Origin of the sequence: Marisediminitalea aggregata, from assembly GCF_900129565.1 — a bacterium.
GTDB classification, from domain to species: Bacteria; Pseudomonadota; Gammaproteobacteria; order Enterobacterales; family Alteromonadaceae; genus Alteromonas; species Alteromonas aggregata.
In genome coordinates, this window is the sequence record NZ_FQWD01000001.1 from 411,424 (window position 1) to 435,579 (window position 24,156).

A 24,156-nucleotide genomic window follows, 5' to 3' on the forward strand; every position below is an offset into this window, starting at 1 on the left:
TTCAACCTGTACTGAATTACAAGTTGTAACCACGCTCATCGTGGCTAGAAATATCCAGACCCTGATGCTCAGTTTCCGTGTCTACACGCAGGCCTTTGGTTAACACAGAGACCACTTTAAGCAGAATCCAGGAGACCACCGCAGTGTAAACAAATACGCTAACGATACCGATGGTTTGCACGGTTACCTGATCACCAATACTGGCATTGTCACCACCGAAGCCGTAGCCGCTGAACAGCCCCAAATCAGGTGAACAGAATACGCCTGCCAGCAATGTACCTAAAATACCGCCGACACCGTGCACCGGGAATACGTCCAGCGAGTCGTCGATTTTCCACTTCTGTTTAATTAGCACGGTACAGTAGAAGCAAATCACACCAGCAGATAAACCAATGACCAGGCCAGCTGCCGGGCTAACAAAACCTGAGGCAGGGGTAATGGTACCCAAGCCCGCCACCATACCCGTTACAATACCCAGTACCGAAGGTTTGCCGTATTTCAACCATTCCAGCGTCATCCAGGCAAGAGAACCCGTTGCCGCACTGATGTGTGTTACCAGCATAGCCATAGACGCATCACCATTTGCTGCCACAGCACTGCCGCCATTAAAGCCAAACCAGCCAACCCATAGCATACCCGCGCCACCGACCGTCATCGTAAGGTTGTGTGGAATAAGTGACGCACTGCCGTAACCATTGCGGTTACCAATCACCAGCGCTGCGACCAAGGCGCCCACACCGGCTGTAATATGCACCACCGTGCCACCAGCAAAGTCTAACAGGCCCATTTCGGCCAGCCAGCCGCCGCCCCACACCCAGTGACACACAGGTAAATAAACAAGCACAAGCCAAACCAGGGCGAAAATCAACACAGACGAGAACTTCATGCGTTCAGCAAAGCCGCCCACCATTAACGCCGGGGTAATAACGGCAAAGGTCAGTTGGAACATAAAAAACAGTGGCTCAGGAATAGTGCCCGACAGGCTCTCTTTAGTCACGCCATCAAGGAACACCTTCGACAGATCCCCAATAAAGCTATTGCCCTCGGTAAACGCCAGGCTGTAACCGGCAATCAGCCAAATGAGTGACGCACCACATGCAATAGCAAAACACTGCATAAGGACCGACAGCACGTTTTTACTGCGAACCAGGCCACCGTAAAAAAACGACAAGCCGGGTAACGTCATAAATAACACGAGTGCGGTAGAGGTAAGGATCCATGCAGTGTCGCCGCTGTCTGCGGTTTCCTGCGCAAATGCCGAGCACGGCAAAAGTAAAGCAACAGCTAAAAGCCAGTTACGCATATTGTTGTCCTGAATTGTAAAAATGAGTTTTGGATTTTTACGCCTTATTGGCGCTTATTTTATTTTTGTGGGCCGTGGCATTCTCAGTGAAAACACATCAAAACCTCGTTCCGTGCCGCGCGTTTTTAGAATTATTTTTACGAAGCGTATTTTTAGCAAAAATATACCTGACAGACGTATTATTAAAAAGTCTAAATTTATGCATATTTATTCACCATTATGCATTTTTGGTGAAATAGCCGCCAAATGTTGCAGCATGAGGTGGCTTCTTAATTTTCGCAACGGCGCTATTAAATTAAGTAAATGAGAATTACTGGTGACTTTTTAAGCTGCTGTGATGTTTTTTCAGACGCCTGTTCGTCTGAAGGTATAACCCCAGGATTACGAAACTTATGACCACCAGCAGACGGACCCTCTTAAAGTCGATGGTCGCCGGTGCCACTGCCGCACCGTTTTCACTGTTAGCCGCCAGCTCAACGCAATCAGCATGCAACAAGCCAGCAAAAGTCTGGCCTCCAGGCGTTGAAGGCCAACGCAAAGCCGATTTAGGCAACGGTACATTCTTAAACCCGATTGTGAGCGGTGATCATCCGGACCCCACTATTTTAAAAGACGGTGACGACTACTACATGACGTTTTCGTCGTTTTACTCCTATCCGGGTCTGATTATCTGGCATTCGAAAGATTTGGTTAACTGGGCCCCAATTGGCCCAACGCTAACCACGTCGCTAGGGGTTATCTGGGCAGTGGATCTATGCAAGCACGATGATCGCTACTTCATTTATATTCCCGCTGACCCGAAAGGCGAAGGCTGGTCTATTTACGCAATTTGGGCAGATGATATAGCAGGCCCTTGGAGTGAGCCGGTTAACCTTCACATCGACGGCTGTATCGACCCGGGTCATATCGTTGGTGAAAACGGTAAACGCTATCTGTTTGTGAACGGCATACGTAAGATCAGACTCACCGACGATGGACTGGCCACCGACGGTGAACTGGAAATGGCCTACGACCCCTGGCGCTACCCCAGCGATTGGATAGTAGAGAACTTTGCGCCTGAAGGGCCTAAATTATTTCGCCATAACGACTGGTTCTATTTGGTGACTGCAGTGGGTGGCACGGCTGGCCCGGTAACAGGCCATATGGTCATTGCGGCGCGTTCAAAGTCCATTCACGGCCCCTGGGAACACTGTCCACACAATCCTCTAGTTCGCACCCAGTCTGAACAAGAACCCTGGTGGTCAAAAGGACATGCTACGGTGGTTCAAGGCCCGGAAGGTGACTGGTGGATGGTTTACCACGGCTACGAAAACGGCTTCAGAACACTCGGTCGCCAGACCCTGCTTGAACCGATTGAATGGCGGGAAGATGGTTGGTTCTATGCAACCGGGGGTGACTTGTCGAAGCCGTTACCCAAACCCACAAGAAAAGCCCTTTCCACATCTGGGTTCGCCTTGTCTGACGACTTCAGCCAAAACAAATTTGGCATTCAGTGGAGTTTTCACAACCCACGCCCTGAAGAGATGGCTCGGGTACGGTATGGCGACAAAGCATTGCTGTTATCTGCCCATGGCAGTTCCCCAGCAGACAGCGCGCCATTAACCTGTCCGGTAAGCGATAGAGCCTATGAAATAGAAGTCGCCATGACGTTATCGGATAACACAAATACGGAAGCAGGCATATTATTGTTCTATAACCATAAAGCCTACGTGGGACTGGGTTTTACTCAAAAGGTTCTAAAACTGTATCAATATTCTGAAGAACTCAAGTGGGCAGGGCGTCCAATCAACAACCGGGAAGTGCGCTTCAAACTCACCAACAATCGCCATGTAGTGACGTATCATTATTCATTTGATAACGGCAAAACCTGGCACCTGCACGGCACCAGAATGGAAGTGTCGGGCATGCATCACAACGTGTTCGGTGGATTCTTAAGCCTTAAAGTTGCGCTTTATTGTACTGGCGAGGGAAGTGTGACTTTACGGGATTTCCAGTATCGGGCGATAGAAGAAACACTTTAATTTAAAACGGTGGCGTTACGCCGACGCCACCAGGGTGTACTGGTATTTTTAAAGAGAAACCAGATAAGGGCGGCATTCACTGCCAATGTCACCAGAGAACCTTCAAGGCCGTAGTTTCCTCCGGTCAATAAGGGATGCCCCGCAGATTGCGTAGAAACAAGGCTTATAAATGCGTAACCACTCACATTAAAACCCCAAATCAGACTTTGTGACACGTTCCAACACAAGTGAAAAGCCAGCGCTGGCCATAAGCTTTGAGTTTTAAGAAAAATCACACCAAATAAACAGCCAGCAAGATAAGTATTTACCGCGCCTACGAGAGAAAAATGGTCGTTACTGAGGTGGAGATACGAGAAAAATCCTCCGGCTATTAACAGGGCAAACTCAGGCCGTATTTTTCTCACTAAGCTTACAAGCAACACGCCATTCAGTAGTATTTGCTCAAACAGCGCTGCGAGCGTTAAAAGGACAACCAAGGGATAAATTTCTGATGTAGCGTCAGTTGTTAGCGAATGCGTTGTTATACCCGCTGCAAACAGGATCAAGGCGACCAATGAAAGCAGTCCTGCTCCAAGTAGTCCGAAGCCGAATACCAGCCTAACGTTGACTGGTTTCAATAAGGTCGTTTGCCGTAAAGAAACGCCGTCACAGTGTTTATGAAACTGCTGAACAAACAACAGTAAAACCAACAAATTACAGATTCTAAAAGCAATCTGAACAGCATACCCTGAAAAAGGTGAAAGATAATACTCCAGCGGTTTTGAAAGCGTTAGCTCTGTTAAAAACATGCCGACTGTCACACAAACGTAGAAACTGAGTAACCGGATAAACACGTTTCCTTTCATGGCGTTGAGCATACCCCCTCCCTGGTTATTTTCGCTTGGAATTAGCTTTTGATATTAGTGGGTAATGTCATAAAGCCAAATGCCAAAATCGGCACCCAGGTTACCTAAATCATTCAGTGTTTTGCCGAATTCAGACTGTGGGTTATCTAACCAGTATCCTCCAACAACAGACTCAAGCTCATGTGGCAGTAACTCGTTTACGTCATTATTCATCGTGTGATTTTTCCTTTACAAGTTGAAACAAAGCATGACTATTCATGCTTGTTTAGTATCCACCTGAAACGCCACTGAAAATACGCGACCTGAGTACAGTTGTTCGTTTGCTGCCAATCACCCTTTACAAGAAATAGGGCATAGCTAGAAACAGTCTCCTTCAAAACCCTTAACATCTATATTACTATTTTCATTAGTGAAATTATCTCACCATTGAATCAATGATAAGTTGTTAACAGGGAATCGCATGAAAAGGATTTTGTTCACGGCATTAATGCTGGTGTTTAGTATTGGTATTTACGCTTCGCAAGAATTACCCCTCGAATATTTTATAAAGCACGGTGACTACCTCAACCTGAAACTATCCCCCGACGGTAAACATATAGCTGCCCGGGTCAGACACGACGGCAGAGTGTTCCTGGCTATTTTAGACAGTGACACGATGGAAATGGTGGGAGGCGTTAAGCCGTTCAACAATGACATAATTCACCACGTCAGTTGGGTTAACAATGAAAGGCTAGTTTACGAATATGCCGAAAAACAAAGCTATATCGATAGTCCGGTCCCTACTGGCGAGCTGTTTGCGGTAAATCTGGATGGCTCAAAGAACGAAATGCTCTACGGCTATCGGGCCAGCGACAAATCAACGCGTTCTCGAATCTCATCAAAAGAAAATGCCAAAGCCAGCCAGAAAGTATTAAGCCTGCTTGAAAACGATGATGAGCATATTCTGATTATTGAATACCCTTGGACTATGCGAGGGAATGTCTATTACGATGACAGAGTCAAACAACCGATAATCAGTAAGTTAAATATCCACACCGGAAGAAAGCGTAAAATCGACACCCTACCTCACGGCTCCAGTCGCGCTCTTGCTACGAAAAATGGACAGGTTAAATTTATGACCTGGACGGATGAAAAAGGTGATTTGCATTCTGCTTTTCGCGACAATAATGACGCACCATGGACTCCGCTGGGTGAAGCATTTGAACAAGCTCAGGGGCTCACACCATTAGGACTTAGCGAAGACAGTAAATCACTCTACTTATCTGGCAGGTATTCCGAGGAGGGTATCCATACGCTCTATTCCCTCGACTTGCAATCAGGAGAGTACACCAGAATCTTTGGTGATCATAAAACGGATATCGAAAGCGTGATTCTTGACGGCAATGGTATGCCTGCAGTCGGGATAACTTACCCTGATAAATCTGCTTATGAGTATGCTGCGGCCAACAGCAGAATTAAAACCATACACAAAAAGCTGACTCAAGCCTTTGAAGGTCAAACCGTTAATATTACCAGCAGCACCAAGGATAGGAAAACTCTACTGGTTCATGTAAGCAGTGATATTAATCCTGGCGAATACTACTTGTTTGACAGTGACAGCCTGAATGCGCGCTTTGTATGGGCGAACAGCTCCTGGATTGACCCCAGAACACTGCAACCCATGCACCCTATTGCTGTTCCCACCGAAGATGGTGAAACGCTGCATGGCTATCTGACCCTGCCTCCGGCCGGGCAATCCAAATCGGCTAAACCACCTCTGGTTGTGCTTATCCACGGTGGCCCTCATCAGCCGGGCACCCGGGATTTCTGGCGCTATGATGCAGAAACTCAACTTCTCGCCAACCGAGGGTTTGCCGTGTTACGTGTCAACTTCCGGGGTAGCGATGGCTATGGTACCCGTTTTGAGCGTCTGGGTTACCGGGAGTGGGGTGGCGCAATGATTAAAGACATTAACGACGCAGTAAGGTGGACGGCCAGTCAAGGGCTGGTAGACAGTCAGCGAATTTGTGCTTACGGAGCTAGCTATGGCGGCTATGCTGCATTAATGTCAGTGGTTAGAGCACCGGACCTGTATCGCTGTACTATCGGTTATGTTGGCGTTTATGACTTGCAGTACATGTACTCAGAAAGTGACATACCTAACAGCTGGGGCGGACGAACTTACTTAAAACGCGTGTTAGGTACAGACGCGCAACAGCTAAAAGAATATTCGCCGATTCACCATGTCAATGACATCAAAGCAAAGGTTATGCTTATCCATGGTTCGAAAGACAAACGTGTACCGGAGATCAACTCGGAAGTGCTCGCCGAAAAACTAGAGCAGGCAAACAACCCTGCTGAATATCTCCAATATGCTCAGGCAGGCCATGGTGTCTTTGATGAGGAAAATCGACAAGAGCTATATCAGGGTCTGCTGGATTTTCTGAATGAGCACTTAAAATAACCTCAGATATAGCTATTCAGGTATGCGCAGAACGTTGCGTGTTGTGCATACCTAACTCTCATCTCTACAGGGTGAAAAACTCGCAGGCGGTGTTGCTCTCTGTCTGGCGACAGCAATGTCGTTGATTACCCTGGTCTGGTTTGTGCCGTTGTCTGAATAGTGGCGTTGTCTGAACTGTGGTGTTACTTGGACGCCACCAGCTTTTCCAACAACACTTCGATACGTTTTACGCTGGCGGTCAACTCAGCAAGGTCACCTTCAGATGGCTCTGAGCTTGCCTTTACAGGTTTGGCATCACCACCCATTTTGTCTTTCTGCGATAGAATGCTTTCTCTGAACTCTGCGGCATCTTCTATTCCAATCAGTGACACCAGCGCGCCCGGGCCAGACTGCCCGGCCGTTTCAAAACTCAATCGCTGTAAGTTAAAGGCGCGCATGAGCGGCCCTTGGCTCATAGCCACGTCGGTAATCTTTTCAAGTGGGATAGATTTTTCCACTTTAAACAGAATACCGCGCTTTACTACCAGCTTGCGCTCAGTAAGCGTCGCCGACATGGCATTCAGCATTTTGCCGCTGATAAACAAAAAGATAGGAATAGATAAGATAAGCAGCGGTATACCGATAACGGTAAAAAACGACACAATTAACCAGCTCACCAGCCAGTATTTTTTAACGGCAGGGTTAAACGAAGCACGTAATAACACGTTTTCAGACATGGAAATCGCTCCTTGATAACGCTAAAAGTTGTCTGCTGTTATCTCATGCGCGCCAGAAAGTTGCAATGTAAGGGCAGCAAGAGTTAATACGCTGTTACAGTTTTCCCTTGCATGCTGTAACCGGCGGCGGCGATATCGCCTTCCCAACGCATGGTATTAAACACGCCCTCGACCCACACCGCATCGTACAGGCTTTCCACCGGTACGCCTTCATCCATTTTGACATAGACAATCTGATTAGACGCTGGCGGTGGCACATGAATACACGCGCCAAAGAAAGGAACGAGTAAAAACTCGGTAGTCAGTTCGGCAGTGCCTTCCAGCGGTACAATAAAACCGGGGAGCTTAACCCTTTTGTTGTTATACAAGGACACCACCGGCGCGTCTGGCTGAAGCTGAGCCATTTTATTGTCGTGATTGGTTGATTGAGGTGCCAGTTCATTAAAGTCCGGTGGCACTAAGTCTTCCCAATACAGTTCAATCGGCTCGCTTGCTTTGGCAGCACCGACCGTCAGACACAGAAGAAAACCTGCCCATAACACGCGGAATGACGACAACTTAATCATGAATTCTCCACTAATAAAAAAGGCCCGTTTTCACGAGCCTTTATGCATAATTTTTTGATGCGCTTAAGCGACTTACTCGCCTTCTTCGTAACGCTTAACGCTGTTTACGATTTCAGCTTTGGCAGCGGCAGCGTCGGCCCAGCCGTCGATTTTAACCCACTTACCTGCTTCAAGATCTTTATAATGCTCGAAGAAGTGCTCGATTTGCTTTAATAATAACGGCTGCACGTCAGACGTTTCAAATACTTCACGGTACAAAGTCGACAGTTTATCGATAGGTACAGCCAATACTTTCGCATCTTTACCAGACTCGTCGGTCATGTTCAGTACGCCGATTGGACGACACTTGATCACAGAACCTGCCAGCAGAGGGAAAGGCGTGATTACCAGCACGTCTACCGGGTCACCGTCTTCAGACAGTGTGTTAGGCACATAACCGTAGTTAGTAGGGTAGTGCATACAAGTCGCCATAAAGCGGTCAACGAAAATCGCGCCGGTGTCTTTGTCTACTTCGTATTTCACTGGATCAGCATGTGCTGGGATCTCAATGATTACGTTTACTTCATCAGGCAGTTTCTTACCTGCAGGTACGGCATTCAAGCTCATGCTTAATTGTCCTTTCGTTAATCAAAAAAAATGTGCGTCAAGTATAAGGCCAACACAACAAAAATAAAAACCCATGAGGCCATATTCGGCCATACTCATGGGCTATTTTCACTAACCAATTAGTCGTAATAACTCAGACAGGCTTCAACCTCGTCTTTAGAGCCAAGAATAACGGGCACGCGTTGGTGAATTTCGGTGGGCATCACTTCCATAATGCGGCATTCGCCGGTAGACGCCAGGCCACCTGCTTGTTCCATCAGGAAGGCCATAGGGTTGGCTTCGTACAATAAACGCAGTTTACCGGGCTTAGCCGGGTTGCGCTTGTCGAAGGGATACATAAAGATACCGCCACGGCAAAGCACGCGGTGAATGTCACCGACCATGGCCGCAACCCAGCGCATGTTGTAGTCTTTGCCGCGTGGGCCGTCTTCACCAGCCAACAAGTCGGTGATGTAGTTTTGCATTGGCGCTTCCCAATGACGCTGATTTGACGCATTTATCGCAAACTCTTTCGTTTCGGTCGGCACTTCAATGTTAGGGTGCGTCAGCAGGAAACCACCGTGGGTTTTATCCAGCGTATAAATATGCGTGCCGCGGCCAGTGGTCATCGCCAGCATGGTTGACGGACCGTACAGCACGTAACCCGCTGCAACCATCTGAGTACCAGGCTGCAGGAACGCAGAAGGATCATCCGGCTCCATCCACTGCGGCGCGTGTGAGATCGAGAAGATAGTGCCAATCAGGCTGTTAATTTCTGTGTTTGATGAGCCATCCAATGGGTCAAAGCTCACCAGGTATTTTCCGTCCGGGTGGCAAGCCACCACGTCGTCTTCCTCTTCAGAGGAGATGGCTTTCACATAGCCTGATTCTTTCAGAATGTCTTTCAGAATCTGGTTCGAAATCACATCCAGCTTCTTTTGTGTTTCGCCTTGTACGTTTTCACTCAGTGTTGAGCCCAGCACGCCTGCCAATGCGCCTTGGCTAACCCGGAAGGAAATTTCCTTACAGCCTGCCAGCAGAGTTCTGATCAACAAAATAAGTTCCAGCGGTGCGCCGTCTTTTTGCAGTTGAGAGTTAAGTCGTTTCATGGTTTGTGTAAGCCTTTATTTGTGTAGGGTAACTTCGCATTAAACGGGGAGAATAATGCTGGCTCTCTCCGTTGCTGCCTGCCAGCAATCGAGCCTGTATAGATTGTAAACTGACTGAGCCCCGAAAGGAAATCAGATGTTTAGGCAACACCGCAGGCTTCTGTTAAAGTATCCGGATATGAAATTACTGCAGGAAGGTTAATGCACGTACATATTTTGGGGATTTGCGGTAGCTTTATGGGGGGTATTGCCGCCATTGCTAAATCACTAGGCCACACGGTGACCGGCTCCGACCGCAATGTTTATCCTCCTATGAGCACACAGTTGGAATCGTTAGGTATTACGCTAACAGAAGGCTACGACCCGGCACAGTTTAACCCGGTACCGGATATGGTGATCATTGGTAATGCCATGTCGCGGGGTAACCCAGCTGTAGAATATGTACTGGACCGCAACCTCCCCTACACCAGTGGGCCCCAGTGGTTGCTGGACAACCTGCTCACCGACCGCTGGGTGGTAGGGGTTTCCGGTACCCACGGGAAAACCACCACCTCTTCCATGGTAGCCTGGATATTGGAATACGCGGGTCTCGAACCCGGCTTTCTGATCGGCGGTATTCCGCAAAACTTTGGCATTTCAGCCCGTGTTGGCGCCAGCCCTTTCTTTGTAATTGAAGCCGATGAGTACGACAGTGCATTCTTCGACAAGCGCTCTAAATTCGTGCACTACCGTCCACGCACGCTGGTAATGAACAACCTTGAATTCGACCATGCCGATATTTTTGCAGATCTGGCGGCGATACAAACCCAGTTTCATCATCTGGTTCGTACCGTGCCCGCAACCGGCCTGGTGCTTTCTCCGGAAAAAGATGAGAATTTGCAAACCGTTCTGGACAGGGGTTGCTGGAGTGAACAACAGTATCTGGGACGTCACTGGCACGCTGAACTCATTAATCAGGACGGTTCTGCGTTCTCAGTGTTTTACCAACAGGATAAAGTAGGTGAAGTACACTGGCAGTTGCTGGGTCAGCACAATGTCGATAACGCCCTAATGGCTATCGCTGCGGCACATCATGCCGGGGTAACCTTACCCGATGCCATTGCCGCTCTGGGCGAGTTTGTGAATGTGAAGCGCCGTATGGAAGTTCGCGGCTGCGTGAAGAACATCACGGTTTACGATGACTTTGCCCATCACCCCACAGCCATCGATACCACCATTGACGGTCTGCGCAAAAAAGTGGGTGACGCACGTATTTTTGCCGTGTTGGAGCCGCGCTCCAACACTATGAAAATGGGCGTACACAAACAGCAATTAGTAGACTCGTGGCAAGCCGCCGATGAAGTACTTCTGTTTGAACCCGACAACCTGGGCTGGTCGCTGTCTCAGCTGGCCAAGCAAAGCACGGCCCCTTGTCAGGTGTTCAGAAGCGTAGATGCGATTATTCATCAGCTAACCACCCAGTTGCAGCCAGGCGACCACGTGCTAATAATGAGTAACGGCGGTTTTGGTGGGATCCATCAGAAGCTGCTGGATGTATTAGCCGGTAAAGCTTAATAAAGGCCATTATGAAAAAGTCTATCACCCTTGCCATTACAGGCGCGTCCGGCGCGCCCTATGCCCTGCGCTTACTGGAACAGTTAGTAGCAGCAGACTATCAGGAAATATTCGTACTGATTTCGTCTGCCGCAAAAGTGGTGTTTGCCACTGAAGAAAACGTAAAAATCCCCGCGCAACCCGACGCGGCCAGTGAGTTTTTTACTAATCGATTTAATGCCAAACCGGGCCAGATACGCGTATGCGGCAAAGAGGAATGGTTTGCCCCGGTTGCCTCAGGGTCTGCCGCGCCGAAACAAATGGTCGTGTGCCCTTGCTCCACTGGCACCTTGTCGGCAATTTCGATAGGTGCCTGTGATAATCTGATAGAACGCAGTGCAGACGTAGTGCTCAAAGAGCGTGGGCAGCTTATACTGGTCCCTCGGGAAATGCCGCTGTCGACGATACATTTAGAAAATATGCTAAAACTGTCGAAGATGGGCGCAACCATTATGCCGGCAGCGCCCGGTTTCTATCATCAACCACAACAGATCAGTGATTTGGTTGATTTTGTTGTCGCCAGGATTCTCGACCACCTGGGCGTGGACCAATCATTAATGGCACGCTGGGGATATCAACCCGATTCAAAATAACAAGTATTAAAGGAAGACAGAATGTTCCAACGCGCCTTTTCTAAATCAGCTTCACTGGTGTGCGCCGTTTCCATGGTAATGAGTTTACCTGCGCTTGGCTGGGGGCAAACCGGCCACCGGGTTACCGGCGAAATTGCCGAGCGTCACCTGACACCTTCAGCAAAAGAACACATTGAAGCGCTCATTCCCAATGAATCATTGGCAGAGGCCTCGACCTATGCCGATGACATGCGATCCAACCCGGATGTCTTCTGGCAGAAAACCGCCGGGCCCTGGCACTATGTTACGGTTCCAGCAGGCAAGCACTATCACGAAGTTGGTGCCCCGGAACAAGGCGATGCGGCATCGGCGCTGGCGTCATTCACTAAAACGTTGAAAGATCCCAAAGCGTCGGTTGCCGACAAGCAATTAGCGCTGCGCTTTATTGTGCATATCATCGGTGATTTACACCAACCACTGCACGCAGGTAACGGCACCGATAAAGGCGGAAACGACGTAAAAGTGCGTTTTTTCTGGCAGGACTCAAACCTGCATCGCGTATGGGATTCTCAAATGCTGGATCAACGCGACCTGTCATATACCGAATGGAGTAACTGGCTTGATCGCAAAATCACAGAGCAGGACATCAAGGACTGGTCAACCACAGACCCGGAAGTATGGATTACAGAAAGTACCGTGATTCGGGATACGATCTACCCTGAAGATGCTAACCGTATGTCATGGGACTACCAGTACGAACATTTGCCTACTGCGAAAAAACGCTTACAGCAGGCAGGTATCCGGATTGCAGCTTACTTAAACGCAGTATTCGCGGATTAATCAATATCAAGCGGCTCAGGCGACAAGATAACGCCTGTGCTGTCGGCATACAGGTGATCTTCCGGCAGGAAGGTCACCCCACCAAAATTCACCGGAATGTCTACTTCACCGATACCCTGACAGTCAGCATTTACCGGAATGGCGTTGATAGCAAAGATGCCAATGTCAAAATCAGCCAGGTTATCGACTTCACGCACACACCCGTAACACACGATACCTTCCCAGTTATTTTCAACCGCAAGCTGTGCAGACTCAGTGTCAATTAATGCGCGACGCAACGAGCCGCCACCGTCAATCAATAACACTTTGCCGTCGCCCGGCTCACTTAGAATACGGTCGATCAATTCGCGGTCTTCGAAACACTTAACGGTAGTCACCTCTCCGCCAAATGAATAGCGGCCACCGTAGCTGGTGAACATTGGCTCCACCACATCCACATTATCGGCGAATAAATCACATAACTCAGAAGTGTTGTAGTCCATGGTAATACCTTCATAAGAAACAAGCGTGTGTGAGTAAAGCATAGCACTGGTGCGACCATAACAGCTAGGGCCTGCATGCGCTAAATCAACAAATTATGCGATTAATTTTACTCAGTGACATTGTCATAAAGGTTTCGCAAAAGTGTAACCCGGACTTCACAGAGGCTTTTTAACCTGAAACAGTCGAAAAACAGGAGCCTTCGGGATGGGCCTGAAAAGCGTTACCAAATACGATACTGTTTTATTTCACTGGTTATACGGATTAACCCTGAATCGCGATTGCCGCGCGATTATTTGGTTATCACGCACCGGTGACGGGTATTTGTACTTGGTCATTGGCCTGGCGCTGATGTGGTTTGAACCGGAGTACGGTGAGCTTTTCCTTTACACCGCACTTATGGCCTATGGTCTGGAACTTCCAATTTACGTGGTGTTAAAACGCGCCTTTAAACGCCCTCGCCCCTGTGACTTTATTAGTAACCTGACGGCACATGTTACGCCTTCCGATAAATTTAGCCTTCCTTCGGGCCATACTGCAGCCGCCTGGCTGATGGCCACCATTATTGCGCATTTTTATCCTCCATTCGCTGTCTTGGCTTATACCTGGGCAACACTGATTGGTTTGTCACGCATTTTACTTGGCGTGCACTACCCTACCGACGTCATTGCCGGCACCTTGCTTGGCATCACAATCGCACAACTGAGTCTGACAATTCTGGTTTAGCATGAAAGTTTTATATGGTGTACAGGGTACCGGCAACGGTCACATTGCCCGTGCTCGCATTATGGCCGAAGCAATGGCCAAGCGTGACGACATAGACGTAGATTTTGTGTTCTCAGGACGGGAGCCCGATGGCTATTTTGACATGGAATGTTTTGGTAACTATCGCACATTCAACGGTCTCACTTTTGTTACTGCAAAAGGCAAGGTCAGCCAGTGGCAGACCCTGAAACAGGCCAAACCGCTTACGCTGCTTCGCGATATTAACCAGTTTGATGTCTCAGGTTACGACGTGCTGCTCAACGATTTTGAGCCTATTACTGCGTGGGCTGCAAGACGGCGGGGGCTGACTTCGATTTCCGTTAGTCATCAGGCCGCGTTTGCGTACGATGTGCCGCGGGAAGGCGAAAGCCTGAGCGACCGCTTAATTATGCGTGCATTCGCACCAACCGATATTCAGTTAGGCGTGCACTGGTACCATTTTGATCAACCCATCGTGCCGCCGTTTATCATCGATAAACCCGCCATACACCCCAGCAAAGCCCACACACTGGTGTATTTGCCGTTTGAAGAGTTACAGGATATTCAGCAATTGCTTGAGCCGTTGACCGAGCAGCAGTTTGTATGTTTTCACCCCAAAATAAAGACTGCGTCAAAACAAGGCCATATTCAGTGGAATCCGCCATCTAAGCCCGGCTTCAGACAAGCATTGCAACACTGTTCCGGGGTGATCAGCAACGGCGGATTTGAATTAGCCAGTGAGTCATTGCAACTCGGCAAAAAGCTGCTGGTAAAGCCGCTGCATGGCCAGTTTGAGCAACTCTCTAACCTTCGAACCCTGATCACACTGGGGTTGTGTCAGCCACTGTATCAATTAGATACCGATACCGTTGAAGAATGGTTAAGCGAGCCCGACAACGAAGGCATTGAGTTTCCCAACGACCCGACGCCCATGCTTGACTGGTTAGTGGCCGGGAACTGGTCTGACACAAAACCACTGTGCAGCGCATTGTGGAAGCAGGTTAAATTTGGTCCAAAGACGCGCGAACGGTTGATGTCGCTTGCATTTTAATTTCGCTCTGCGATGATATCGGCTCCTTTTTCTTTGCTCTGGGAGTAGGCGCGTGGCGAAACGTGTTTGTGTGGTAATGGCGCTGGTATTTATGCTGAGCGCCTGTGGGTATCGAGGTGCATTGTATTTGCCCAAAGAAGCCCCTGCGACACCCGCCAATAAAGGTGCACAAGCTACTCCCCCATCATCCGGAGATGTTCGCTAGTGGATCACTTCAGTTATCAAAATCAAACGCTGCACGCTGAAGATGTCAGTGTCAAAGACCTTGCCAGTCAATACGGTACACCTCTGTACATCTATTCCCGCGCTACGTTAGAGCGCCACTGGAAAGCGTTTGACGAAGCCTTAGGCGACCACCCACACCTGATTTGTTATGCGGTAAAAGCCAATTCGAACATTGGCGTGCTGAGTGTGCTGGCCAAACTGGGTTCGGGCTTTGATATCGTATCAGGCGGTGAACTGGCCCGTGTAAAAGCCGCTGGCGGCGACATGAGCAAAGTCGTCTTTTCCGGCGTGGGCAAAACCCCGGAAGAAATCGAATTTGCGCTGGAAGAAGGCATTCACTGTTTTAACGTTGAATCTGAGCCAGAACTGCATCGCATCAACGAAGTTGCAGGCAAAGTGGGCAAACAAGCGCCTATTTCGTTGCGTATCAACCCCGATGTAGATGCTAAAACGCACCCGTATATTTCTACTGGCCTTAAAGCCAATAAATTCGGTATTGCCCGTGAGCGTGCTATTGCGGTTTACGAGCTAGCCAACAGTTTACCTAACTTAAACGTCGTCGGTATGGACTGCCATATTGGTTCACAACTGACTGAAACCGGTCCGTTTGTAGATGCATTGGAACGGTTGTTAGTACTCATCGACGAGCTGGCATCGAAAGGCATTCACATTAAGCACCTCGATGTCGGTGGCGGATTGGGCGTAACCTACCGCGACGAAACACCGCCTCATCCTCGTGAATATGCCGCTGCCATTGCAGAAAAAATGAAAGGCCGTGAAAACCTGACGCTGATTATGGAGCCTGGCCGCGCGATTGCCGCCAATGCGGGCATCATGGTCACTAAAGTAGAATTCGTTAAATCTGGTGAAGAAAAGAACTTCGCCATTGTCGACGCTGCCATGAACGACCTGATTCGCCCGTCTTTGTATTCCGCCTGGATGAGCATTATTCCGGTAGTCGAAGGGCTGGACCGTGAAACACACAATTACGATGTTGTAGGGCCGGTATGCGAAACCGGTGATTTCATTGGTAAAGACCGGGAGCTAGGCATCGAAAGCGGCGACTATCTGGCCGTGCGAAGTGCCGGCGCATATGGCTTTGTTATGGCGTCAAACTACAACAGCCGCTGCCGTCCGGCCGAACTTATGGTAGATGGAAGCGACGTTCATGTTGTACGAGAACGAGAAAATCTAAAAGATCTCTGGAAAGGTGAGCATAAACTTACGTAAACTAGAGGGAATTCTAATAATTCTTGTTGCGCTGAAATGCTGGTAAATTTTTCTAAAATGCACGGTCTGGGTAATGACTTTATGGTCATCGATAACGTTACCCAGAATGTTTTCTTTTCCAAAGAGAAAATCCAGCAGCTCGCCGACCGTAACTTTGGCATTGGGTTTGACCAACTTTTGATGGTTGAACCCCCTTACGATCCGGACCAGGATTTCCACTACCGTATTTTTAACGCGGACGGCTCCGAAGTGTCGCAGTGCGGGAACGGCGCTCGCTGTTTTGCCCGCTTTGTGAAATTAAAAGGCCTGATCAACCGCAATAAAATTGTGGTGAGCACCAAAGCCGGTAAAATGATCCTGTATCTTGAGAAAGACGGTCAGGTAACGGTGAACATGGGCGTGCCGAACTTTACGCCGGCAGAGATCCCACTAAAAGCCAACAAAGAAGAAAAAACCTATCTGATTCGCGCCGATGACAGCACCTTCTTTTGTGGTGCGGTTTCCATGGGCAACCCTCACTGTGTGCTGGAAGTCGACAATGTAGACACAGCCGAGGTGGAATCAATAGGTCCGACTCTTGAGCGCCACGAACGTTTTCCTGAAGGCGTCAATGTGGGCTTTATGCAAGTAGTGAATGCAGAACATATTCGCCTGCGCGTGTTTGAACGCGGTGCTGGCGAAACTCTGGCTTGTGGCAGCGGCGCGTGCGCAGCAGTTGCAATAGGCCAGATTCAGGGTAAATTAAGCAAGGACGTCCGGGTTGATCTGCCCGGCGGCAGTTTACGAATTCGCTGGCAGGGTGCGGGAAGCCCGTTAAAAATGACAGGCCCTGCTGAGCATGTATACGACGGAACAATAAATATATGAATGAGTTATCAGGTCAGGGCAATACTTCGTTACAGTTCGACACCGAGTTTCCGGAAGTCGGTGATGTCACGGCTGAACAAGTAAGTCAGTACTTAATTGAAAACCCTGACTTCTTCATTCAACACCCCAGTATCCTGGAACAGCTACAAATTCCCCATGCCCAGAAAGGCAGCGTGTCGCTGGTTGAAATCCAAAGCGAGCAACTTCGCAAAAAAGTGCGTCTGCTTAACTACAAGCTCACCCAACTGATCAGCATTGCCAAACAAAACGAAAAAATTTACCGCGCCTATGCTGATTTGAACCTGCGTTTACTTACCTGTGACACAATGGCCGATATTTTACTGGCTCTCCAGGAGACGCTGCAGGAAGAACTGGGGTTAGCCACCGTCGAATTTAAACCGTTCAAAGGCCCCAACGCTTTACCTGAATTACAACGCCGGCTGTTTCTAGAAAAACGCTTTAAAGACTCGCCTTACTTCTTTGGTCGTTTAAGCGAGCATGAACGCCAGCTTATGTTTGGTGGACAGGTAGCGGAGTCCGCTGCGCTTATTTTGCTGGGCAACCTGCGAGACGCAGGCATTCTGGCTGTAGGCAGCCGCAACGCAGAACACTTCACTCCCGACATGGATACGCTGCTTTTAAACCAGTTGCGCGAAGTGCTTAACTACATACTCCCCACAAAACTGCCGTACTAATGCCAAAGAAAGCCGCAGAAACCGACCTGCAGCTTGCCCCCGATTGCGCGCACTGGCTGCAAAAATTTCTAGGGCATTTGCGCTATGAACGCGGCTTATCATCACATACTCTGAGTAATTATGAGCGACAGCTCACTCAGGTCGCACTGTCCCTGGAAATTCAGGACTGGCGGGCCCTGACGCAAACCAAAGTAAAGCAAGCATTAGCCATTGCCCGAAAACAAAATCTACATCCGCGCAGTATTGCGCTGCGCCTGTCTTCACTGCGCACGTTTGTGCAGTATTTAATGCAGCAGGGGATATTAGACACCGACCCCGTGGACGGCGTACCTGCACCGAAGGCTGACAAACCGCTCCCCAAACAACTGTCGGTCGATGATATGGCGGTGCTGTTAAATGACGAGGACGACGAAGAGATTCTGATCCGCGATCAGGCCATGTTCGAATTGATGTATGGCTGTGGATTGCGTCTGAACGAGCTGACCTCGCTGAACGTATTTGATTTCACCCGGGACCATCAGGTCCGGGTAACCGGTAAAGGCAACAAACAGCGGCTGCTGCCGGTCGGCAAAAAGGCCCGCGAAGCCATTGCGAAATGGCTTGAGGTAAGACGGCAATGGGTTACCAAAGAAGGCGAATCTGCGCTGTTCATCAGCAAGCGACAAAACCGTATTTCGAATCGCCAGGTAGCAAACCGATTAAACGAAATGGCCAAACGCCAGGCCATGAGTCAGGGCGTAAACCCACACAAACTGCGCCATTCTTTTGCCACGCACGTACTAGAGTCCAGCGGAGATTTGCGCGCAGTGCAGGAACTGCTTGGACACGCCAATTTGTCTACCACTCAGGTGTACACCCATTTGGATTTTCAGCATTTGGCTAAAGTGTACGACAACGCTCATCCTCGCGCCCGTAAAAAGTAATTCATCGTCTTCAGGAGTCTGTTATGCAATGTTATCGCCCGGTGCACCCGGTTAAAGCCCTAACCTTCGACCTGGATGACACCCTATACAACAACGAACCTGTTATTCGGCACGCTGATGCCGCCCTGAATCAGAAGATTCGAAACGATTATCCAGCACTCAGCGCAATGACCAACGACGACTGGTTTACCATTAAAAAAGCCCTCATTAACAAAAACCCGAAACTCGCATCAGACATGGGTAAATTGCGCTGGCAAACGTTATTTACCGCGTTAGGTAAAGCACAGCTACCTGATACTGAACGTGCTCAGGCGGCAAGTGAGTTGTTCGATTTTTTCTATGCTGCTCGTAGTGATTTCCAGGTCGCACCGGACATTATCGCGGTAATGGAAAAGCTGGCTGAAAAAGTCCCGCTAGTCGCAATCACAAATGGCAACGTAGACACCGGAAAAATTGGCCTTGCTCCATTTTTTAGCTTAACGCTACACGCCAGTGTGACCCGCCCTCGCAAACCCTACCCGGACATGTTTGAAGAAGCCATTGAGCACCTTTCGCTGCCTCCACAGCACATCATGCACGTTGGCGATAACCTGATCAAAGATGTGCTGGGTGCCCACAAAGTCGGTATGCAAACTGCCTGGCTCGCCTGTAACCGGGAAATGGATTTAGGCGCAGAAAAACTGGCTGTCCTGCCAGGGGTGCAATTGTCCTCACTGGACGAGTTGTTGCTGATGGTTGACTAGATCCCGACACAAGATGTCAATGGGTCCCGGCACAAGGCCGGGATGACAGGGGAGGAAAATTCGGGACCTCAATAACCCCGCTTAATCCACCGGCTGATTGTCTTCCAGTACGTTTTGTTGCATGGAGTCGCATGGGCGGCTGCAACAGGGACGGCCCACCACTTTGGCAGGTACACCCACCACCGTAACATGGGGAGGTACATCGTTCAGTACCACACTACCCGCGCCGACTTTAGAGCCTTCGCCAATTTCAATGTTGCCCAGTACTTTCGCGCCTGAGCCCAACATAACGCCCTGACGAATCTTCGGATGGCGGTCACCGCTTTCATTCCCGGTACCACCTAAGGTAACGTTTTGCAGAATCGAAACGTTGTCTTCGATGACGGCAGTTTCACCCACCACGATACCCGTGGCGTGATCGAACATGACGCCTTTCCCAATTGTCGCTGCAGGGTGAATATCCACGGCAAAGGCTTCCGAATTGCGACTCTGCAAGAACAACGCTAGCTGATAGCGCTTTTGCTGCCACAGATAATGCGCAAGGCGATGGACCTGAACAGACTGGAACCCTTTGAAGTGAATTAACACCGTCATGTAATCTTTTACCGCTGGGTCGCGATTAAAGATAGCGCGAATGTCCTCGATGGCCGCTTCAACAATGGCGGGCTCTAACAGGTAAGCTTCGTCGAACACTTCACGAATAGCCAACGCCGGCATAATATCGTCAGCCATTTTATTCGACAGAATAAAGCTCAGCGACGACTCAAAATTATGGTGCGTGAGAATACAGGCATGAATAAAGCTCGCCAGTAGCGGTTCTTGCTCAACGATACGTTTTGCTTCGTGCTTTAGCGTTAGCCAAAAATCGGCTGTAGCGGTCATTGCTTGCATGTGACTTTCCCAATGTGTAAGGCGGACGACTGTTCCTGATAACGACGAGGAGATAGTGCCTGTTCAAAAAAATTCAAGCGCAGAAAACCCGTAAGCACAAGACAACATCGTTTTGAATGCTTAACAGGTCAACCGCAATGAATACGCGAGAGCATACCATAAAGATGACTATAATTTCATCGTGTTGAATGAAGCGGTTTATTCACTTTGGCTTTAAGGTTTAATGCACTGCGCATTAATGGCATACTCTCACCATTAACTAACCCCTGAATAAAAATACAGGCATTTTCGATCTTATGGATGTCTCCGAGTTACTCGACGAATTAAACGATAAACAACGCGAAGCCGTTGCCGCCCCTTTGTCTAACAGCCTGATCCTGGCTGGTGCAGGCAGTGGTAAAACCCGTGTTCTGGTGCACCGCATCGCTTGGTTAATGCAGGTCGAGAACATCGCGCCCTACAGCATTCTTGCAGTAACCTTTACCAACAAGGCCGCCAGAGAGATGCGCGGGCGTATCGAAAGCTTGATGGGGCGTCCGCTTAACACTATGTGGATTGGTACATTCCACGGTTTAGCGCACCGGTTGCTGCGCGCACACTACGCCGAGGCCAATTTACCGGAAAACTTCCAGATCCTGGATTCTGACGATCAATACCGGCTGGTGCGTCGCGTATTAAAAGCCATGAACCTGGATGAGAAACACTGGGCACCGCGTCAGATTCAGTGGTACATCAACGGCAACAAAGACGAAGGCCTTCGCCCGCAGCACATTGAAACCCACGGCGATCACACCCAGCAGAAAATGCGCGATATTTATGAGGCGTATCAGGATGCCTGTGACCGCTCGGGGTTAGTCGACTTTGCAGAACTCTTACTGCGTGCCCACGAACTGTGGGTCAAAAACCCGGAACTACTGAGCCACTATCAACGCCGGTTCCGCGCGGTACTGGTAGACGAATTCCAAGATACCAACAACATACAGTACGCCTGGCTACGTCTGCTATGCGGCCACGATAACAACATTATGATTGTGGGAGATGACGACCAGTCTATTTACGGATGGCGTGGCGCAAATGTCGATAACATTCAGCACTTTCTGCGTGACTTCAACGACGCCACCACAATTCGTCTGGAACAAAATTACCGCTCAACCGGCACTATATTGAAAGCCGCCAACGCGGTCATTGAACACAACCAGGGGCGTTTGGGTAAAGAGTTGTGGACCGACGGAGACAATGGTGAACCCATTTCCATTTATGCCGGGTTCAACGAACTCGACGAAGCCCGGTTTATTATTTCGCAAATTGCCGACTGGCAGAACCAGGGCAATCAATTGCGCGAAAGTGCCATTTTATACCGCAACAACGCACAATCACGTGTGCTGGAAGAGGCCTTGCTTCATCAAGGACTGCCATACCGTATTTACGGCGGTTTGCGATTCTTCGAACGTCAGGAAATTAAAGACGCGCTGGGCTATATGCGTTTAGTGAGCCATGCCCATGATGACGCAGCGTTTGAACGAGTCGTTAATACCCCAAGCCGCGGATTAGGTGAACGTACGCTGGCCACTATCCGTGAGCACGCCCGCGTTCAGAACTGCTCAATGTGGCAGGCCAGCTTGCAGTTATTGCAGGAAAAAGGTCTGAAAGGCCGTGCTGCCAATGCCCTTGAGCAGTTCATTAACCTGATTACTGCCATGGATGAGGCCTGTGCAGAACTGCCGTTAGAAGAACAAGCGGAATACGCTTTCAGGCAGTCTGGTTTGTACGCGATGTATCAGGCCGAGAAAGGCGAAAAAGCCCAGGCACGACTGGAAAACTTAGAAGAACTAGTCACCGCCTGTAAGCAATTTGTGGTGCCGGAAGAAGCCGATGAGATGACACCATTGGCGGCATTCTTGGCTCATGCCTCATTGGAAGCAGGCGAAACCCAGGCTACCGGCGAGCAGGACGCAGTGCAGTTGATGACTATCCATACCGCAAAAGGTCTGGAGTTTCCGTTGGTCTTTATGGCTGGCGTGGAAGAAGGGATGTTCCCAAGCCAAATGACCAATGAAGAACCGGGTCGCATGGAAGAAGAACGCCGACTCTGCTACGTAGGCATGACCCGCGCCATGAAGAAACTGTATATGACCTATGCAGAAATGCGCCGTCTGTACGGACAAGAAAAATACCACACTGCGTCGCGTTTTTTGCGCGAAATCCCGGTTGAGTGCGTAGAAGAGATAAGACTCAAGACCACCGTTTCCCGCCCGGTGCCGAACCGCTTTAGTCGCTCAGTGTCTCACGAGAGTTTTGAACAAAGCGGCTTTACATTGGGACAACGCGTCCGACACAGAAAGTTTGGTGAAGGTGTTGTGCTAAACTATGAGGGTAGCGGTGATCACGCCAGGGTTCAGGTGAATTTTGACGAATTTGGCAGTAAGTGGCTGGTACTAAGTTTCGCAAAACTCGAACCGGCATGAGGAAACCTCAATGCAACAAAAAGTCCTGATAATCGAAGACAGCAGTACCAGTCTGGCTCTACTAAAGAAACTGGTAGAGAGAGCAGGACTTAAACCGGTTGTCGCCACGACACTGGCAGAAGCGCGTCATATCTTTTTGCACAGTGATCCGGAACACTATTTGTGTGCCATTGTAGATTACCATTTGCCGGATGCGCCTAATGGCGAGGCCATCGACTACGCAATAGAAAGTTTCATTCCCACCATTGTGTCAACGGGTAAACTCGATGCAGATACCCGCAACCGGGTGTTGGCAAAAGATGTGGTTGATTACATACCCAAGGAAAATGCCCAGGTATTCGACTACCTGATGAGACTGCTGTCTCGTTTGGAAAAAAACAAAGGCATCGAAGTCATTGTGGCCGACCCTAAAAGGCAAAACCGTACTGCCATGGCCGCGTTATTGCGCCGACATAACTTTATTACGCTGGAATGCGCCACAACTGAAGACGTAGAAACGCTTCTTGGCAAACATCCAAACGTGAAGCTCTTACTTATCGACAGCGAAATAAAAGGCGAACTGGCCACGCAGTTTGTTGCCCACCTGCGCAAAACATACAGCAAAGAAACGTTAGCAATACTAGGCTTATCGGCCGACGAGAACAATTTGCTGTCAGCTCGCTTCATAAAGAGCGGCGCCAATGATTTTGTAAAAAAGCCGTTCTGTCACGAAGAGTTGCTATGCCGGATCACGCTCAACATAGACCTGATTGAAAAAGTCGAAACGATTCGGCGAACCGCAAACACCGATTACCTTACCGGACTGCCGAATCGCCGGCATTTCTTTTACACCGTAGACCAATATCAACAGGCCCCATTGTCTCACCAGTCAGTAGCACTGATTGATCTGGACCACTTTAAAAGAATCAACGATACGTACGGTCACGATGCGGGGGACGCTGTGCTCAAAGCCGTCGCCAGACGTATTGCGAGTCACTGTGCCGACCTGGTAGTGTCGCGCTTTGGCGGTGAAGAGTTTTGTGTGTATCTGCCCGACCTCCCCTCTGAAGCAGCAATAGAGAGAATCGAAGCGCTGCGCCAACACATTGCCTCAAACCCCGTGAACTTTAAGGACCAGATGTTACCCGTGACCGCCAGTATTGGGCTAACGACAGCATCTTCCACTAACGTTCATGAGATGCTTACCCGTGCTGACAAACTCTTATATCAGGCGAAAACCGGCGGAAGGAATCAGGTGGCGCACGACTAG

24 protein-coding genes are annotated in these 24,156 nt (G+C 49.3%); 15 read left to right on the forward strand and 9 right to left on the reverse strand.

Annotation, left to right across the window (positions count from 1 at the left end; translation table 11 throughout):
• Positions 1 to 16: 16 nt before the first annotated feature.
• Positions 17 to 1,303 carry an ammonium transporter gene (locus BUB81_RS01685; protein ID WP_073317272.1) on the reverse strand — a complete coding sequence of 429 codons (1,287 nt, stop codon included), beginning with the start codon at positions 1,301 to 1,303 and terminating at the stop codon, positions 17 to 19.
• A 392-nt stretch (positions 1,304 to 1,695) separates the two neighbouring features.
• Between BUB81_RS01685 and BUB81_RS01695 the strand changes: the two genes are divergently transcribed.
• Positions 1,696 to 3,324 (forward strand): family 43 glycosylhydrolase, encoded by a 1,629-nt coding sequence (locus BUB81_RS01695; protein WP_073317279.1) that lies wholly within the window; start codon positions 1,696 to 1,698, stop codon positions 3,322 to 3,324.
• On the opposite strand, the gene BUB81_RS01700 is transcribed toward BUB81_RS01695, so the two are convergent.
• Together BUB81_RS01700 and BUB81_RS22070 are read right to left on the reverse strand one after the other, a co-directional pair.
• Complete coding sequence (locus tag BUB81_RS01700; protein ID WP_073317282.1) at positions 3,321 to 4,181, reverse strand: CPBP family intramembrane glutamic endopeptidase; 861 nt, start codon at positions 4,179 to 4,181, stop codon at positions 3,321 to 3,323. The two genes, BUB81_RS01695 and BUB81_RS01700, sit on opposite strands and share 4 nt — an antisense overlap.
• 42 nt (positions 4,182 to 4,223) lie before the next feature.
• Positions 4,224 to 4,382 (reverse strand): hypothetical protein, encoded by a 159-nt coding sequence (locus BUB81_RS22070; protein WP_175555753.1) that lies wholly within the window; start codon positions 4,380 to 4,382, stop codon positions 4,224 to 4,226.
• Between the two features lie 247 nt (positions 4,383 to 4,629).
• Here BUB81_RS22070 and BUB81_RS01705 point away from each other — a divergent pair, with 247 nt between their 5' ends.
• Positions 4,630 to 6,612, forward strand: a complete 1,983-nt coding sequence (locus tag BUB81_RS01705) for an alpha/beta hydrolase family protein (protein ID WP_245819097.1) — start codon at positions 4,630 to 4,632, stop codon at positions 6,610 to 6,612.
• 182 nt (positions 6,613 to 6,794) lie between these two features.
• Here the strand turns inward: BUB81_RS01705 and BUB81_RS01710 are convergent, their stop codons facing one another.
• The 4 genes from BUB81_RS01710 to BUB81_RS01725 all read right to left on the reverse strand — a co-directional run bounded on the left by BUB81_RS01710 (position 6,795) and on the right by BUB81_RS01725 (position 9,588).
• Complete coding sequence (locus tag BUB81_RS01710; protein WP_073317285.1) at positions 6,795 to 7,328, reverse strand: PH domain-containing protein; 534 nt, start codon at positions 7,326 to 7,328, stop codon at positions 6,795 to 6,797.
• Between the two features lie 83 nt (positions 7,329 to 7,411).
• Positions 7,412 to 7,894, reverse strand: a complete 483-nt coding sequence (locus BUB81_RS01715; protein ID WP_073317288.1) for a DUF3299 domain-containing protein — start codon at positions 7,892 to 7,894, stop codon at positions 7,412 to 7,414.
• 72 nt (positions 7,895 to 7,966) lie between these two features.
• Positions 7,967 to 8,500 carry an inorganic diphosphatase gene (ppa, locus tag BUB81_RS01720; RefSeq protein WP_073317291.1) on the reverse strand — a complete coding sequence of 178 codons (534 nt, stop codon included), beginning with the start codon at positions 8,498 to 8,500 and terminating at the stop codon, positions 7,967 to 7,969.
• A 119-nt stretch (positions 8,501 to 8,619) separates the two neighbouring features.
• Positions 8,620 to 9,588 carry a class 1 fructose-bisphosphatase gene (locus BUB81_RS01725; protein WP_073317294.1) on the reverse strand — a complete coding sequence of 323 codons (969 nt, stop codon included), beginning with the start codon at positions 9,586 to 9,588 and terminating at the stop codon, positions 8,620 to 8,622.
• A 201-nt stretch (positions 9,589 to 9,789) separates the two neighbouring features.
• Between BUB81_RS01725 and mpl the strand changes: the two genes are divergently transcribed.
• Genes mpl through BUB81_RS01740 form a run of 3 tightly spaced genes read left to right on the forward strand, consistent with a single transcriptional unit; the run spans position 9,790 to position 12,593 of the window.
• Positions 9,790 to 11,142: a UDP-N-acetylmuramate:L-alanyl-gamma-D-glutamyl-meso-diaminopimelate ligase gene (mpl, locus tag BUB81_RS01730; RefSeq protein ID WP_073317297.1), complete on the forward strand. Its 1,353-nt coding sequence runs from the start codon at positions 9,790 to 9,792 to the stop codon at positions 11,140 to 11,142.
• Positions 11,143 to 11,153: 11 nt separating this feature from the next.
• The gene (locus BUB81_RS01735) at positions 11,154 to 11,774 is read left to right on the forward strand and encodes a flavin prenyltransferase UbiX (protein WP_073317300.1); all 621 of its coding nucleotides are present in this window, start codon (positions 11,154 to 11,156) and stop codon (positions 11,772 to 11,774) included.
• Between the two features lie 21 nt (positions 11,775 to 11,795).
• Positions 11,796 to 12,593 (forward strand): S1/P1 nuclease, encoded by a 798-nt coding sequence (locus tag BUB81_RS01740; RefSeq protein ID WP_073317303.1) that lies wholly within the window; start codon positions 11,796 to 11,798, stop codon positions 12,591 to 12,593.
• Here the strand turns inward: BUB81_RS01740 and rraA are convergent.
• Positions 12,590 to 13,075 (reverse strand): ribonuclease E activity regulator RraA, encoded by a 486-nt coding sequence (gene rraA, locus BUB81_RS01745; protein WP_073318612.1) that lies wholly within the window; start codon positions 13,073 to 13,075, stop codon positions 12,590 to 12,592. The genes BUB81_RS01740 and rraA overlap by 4 nt on opposite strands.
• A gap of 205 nt (positions 13,076 to 13,280) precedes the next feature.
• Here rraA and BUB81_RS01750 point away from each other — a divergent pair, with 205 nt between their 5' ends.
• From BUB81_RS01750 to BUB81_RS01785, 8 genes are read left to right on the forward strand one after another with little or no spacing between them, the layout of a single operon-like run.
• Positions 13,281 to 13,799 carry a phosphatase PAP2 family protein gene (locus tag BUB81_RS01750; RefSeq protein WP_084526120.1) on the forward strand — a complete coding sequence of 173 codons (519 nt, stop codon included), beginning with the start codon at positions 13,281 to 13,283 and terminating at the stop codon, positions 13,797 to 13,799.
• 1 nt (position 13,800) lies between these two features.
• Positions 13,801 to 14,868: an MJ1255/VC2487 family glycosyltransferase gene (locus BUB81_RS01755; RefSeq protein WP_073317305.1), complete on the forward strand. Its 1,068-nt coding sequence runs from the start codon at positions 13,801 to 13,803 to the stop codon at positions 14,866 to 14,868.
• Between the two features lie 52 nt (positions 14,869 to 14,920).
• Positions 14,921 to 15,073, forward strand: coding sequence for an LPS translocon maturation chaperone LptM (lptM, locus tag BUB81_RS21825; protein WP_139241476.1), 153 nt, complete (start codon positions 14,921 to 14,923; stop codon positions 15,071 to 15,073).
• Complete coding sequence (lysA, locus tag BUB81_RS01765) at positions 15,073 to 16,323, forward strand: diaminopimelate decarboxylase (protein ID WP_073317308.1); 1,251 nt, start codon at positions 15,073 to 15,075, stop codon at positions 16,321 to 16,323. The genes lptM and lysA overlap by 1 nt, the downstream gene beginning before the upstream one ends.
• A gap of 36 nt (positions 16,324 to 16,359) precedes the next feature.
• Positions 16,360 to 17,190 (forward strand): diaminopimelate epimerase, encoded by an 831-nt coding sequence (gene dapF / locus BUB81_RS01770; RefSeq protein ID WP_073317312.1) that lies wholly within the window; start codon positions 16,360 to 16,362, stop codon positions 17,188 to 17,190.
• Positions 17,187 to 17,885, forward strand: a complete 699-nt coding sequence (locus BUB81_RS01775) for a DUF484 family protein (RefSeq protein WP_073317315.1) — start codon at positions 17,187 to 17,189, stop codon at positions 17,883 to 17,885. The genes dapF and BUB81_RS01775 overlap by 4 nt, the downstream gene beginning before the upstream one ends.
• Entirely contained in the window at positions 17,885 to 18,808 is a 924-nt protein-coding gene (xerC, locus tag BUB81_RS01780; protein WP_073317318.1) for a tyrosine recombinase XerC, read from the forward strand. Before BUB81_RS01775 ends, xerC begins: the two co-directional genes overlap by 1 nt.
• A 23-nt stretch (positions 18,809 to 18,831) precedes the next feature.
• The gene (locus BUB81_RS01785) at positions 18,832 to 19,551 is read left to right on the forward strand and encodes an HAD-IA family hydrolase (RefSeq protein WP_073317321.1); all 720 of its coding nucleotides are present in this window, start codon (positions 18,832 to 18,834) and stop codon (positions 19,549 to 19,551) included.
• 81 nt (positions 19,552 to 19,632) lie between these two features.
• Here BUB81_RS01785 and cysE read toward each other — a convergent pair whose 3' ends face one another.
• Positions 19,633 to 20,442, reverse strand: coding sequence for a serine O-acetyltransferase (gene cysE, locus BUB81_RS01790; RefSeq protein WP_073317324.1), 810 nt, complete (start codon positions 20,440 to 20,442; stop codon positions 19,633 to 19,635).
• 296 nt (positions 20,443 to 20,738) lie between these two features.
• Here cysE and uvrD point away from each other — a divergent pair, with 296 nt between their 5' ends.
• Together uvrD and BUB81_RS01800 are read left to right on the forward strand one after the other, a co-directional pair.
• Positions 20,739 to 22,907: a DNA helicase II gene (gene uvrD / locus BUB81_RS01795; protein WP_073317327.1), complete on the forward strand. Its 2,169-nt coding sequence runs from the start codon at positions 20,739 to 20,741 to the stop codon at positions 22,905 to 22,907.
• A gap of 10 nt (positions 22,908 to 22,917) precedes the next feature.
• Positions 22,918 to 24,156, forward strand: a complete 1,239-nt coding sequence (locus tag BUB81_RS01800) for a GGDEF domain-containing response regulator (protein WP_073317330.1) — start codon at positions 22,918 to 22,920, stop codon at positions 24,154 to 24,156.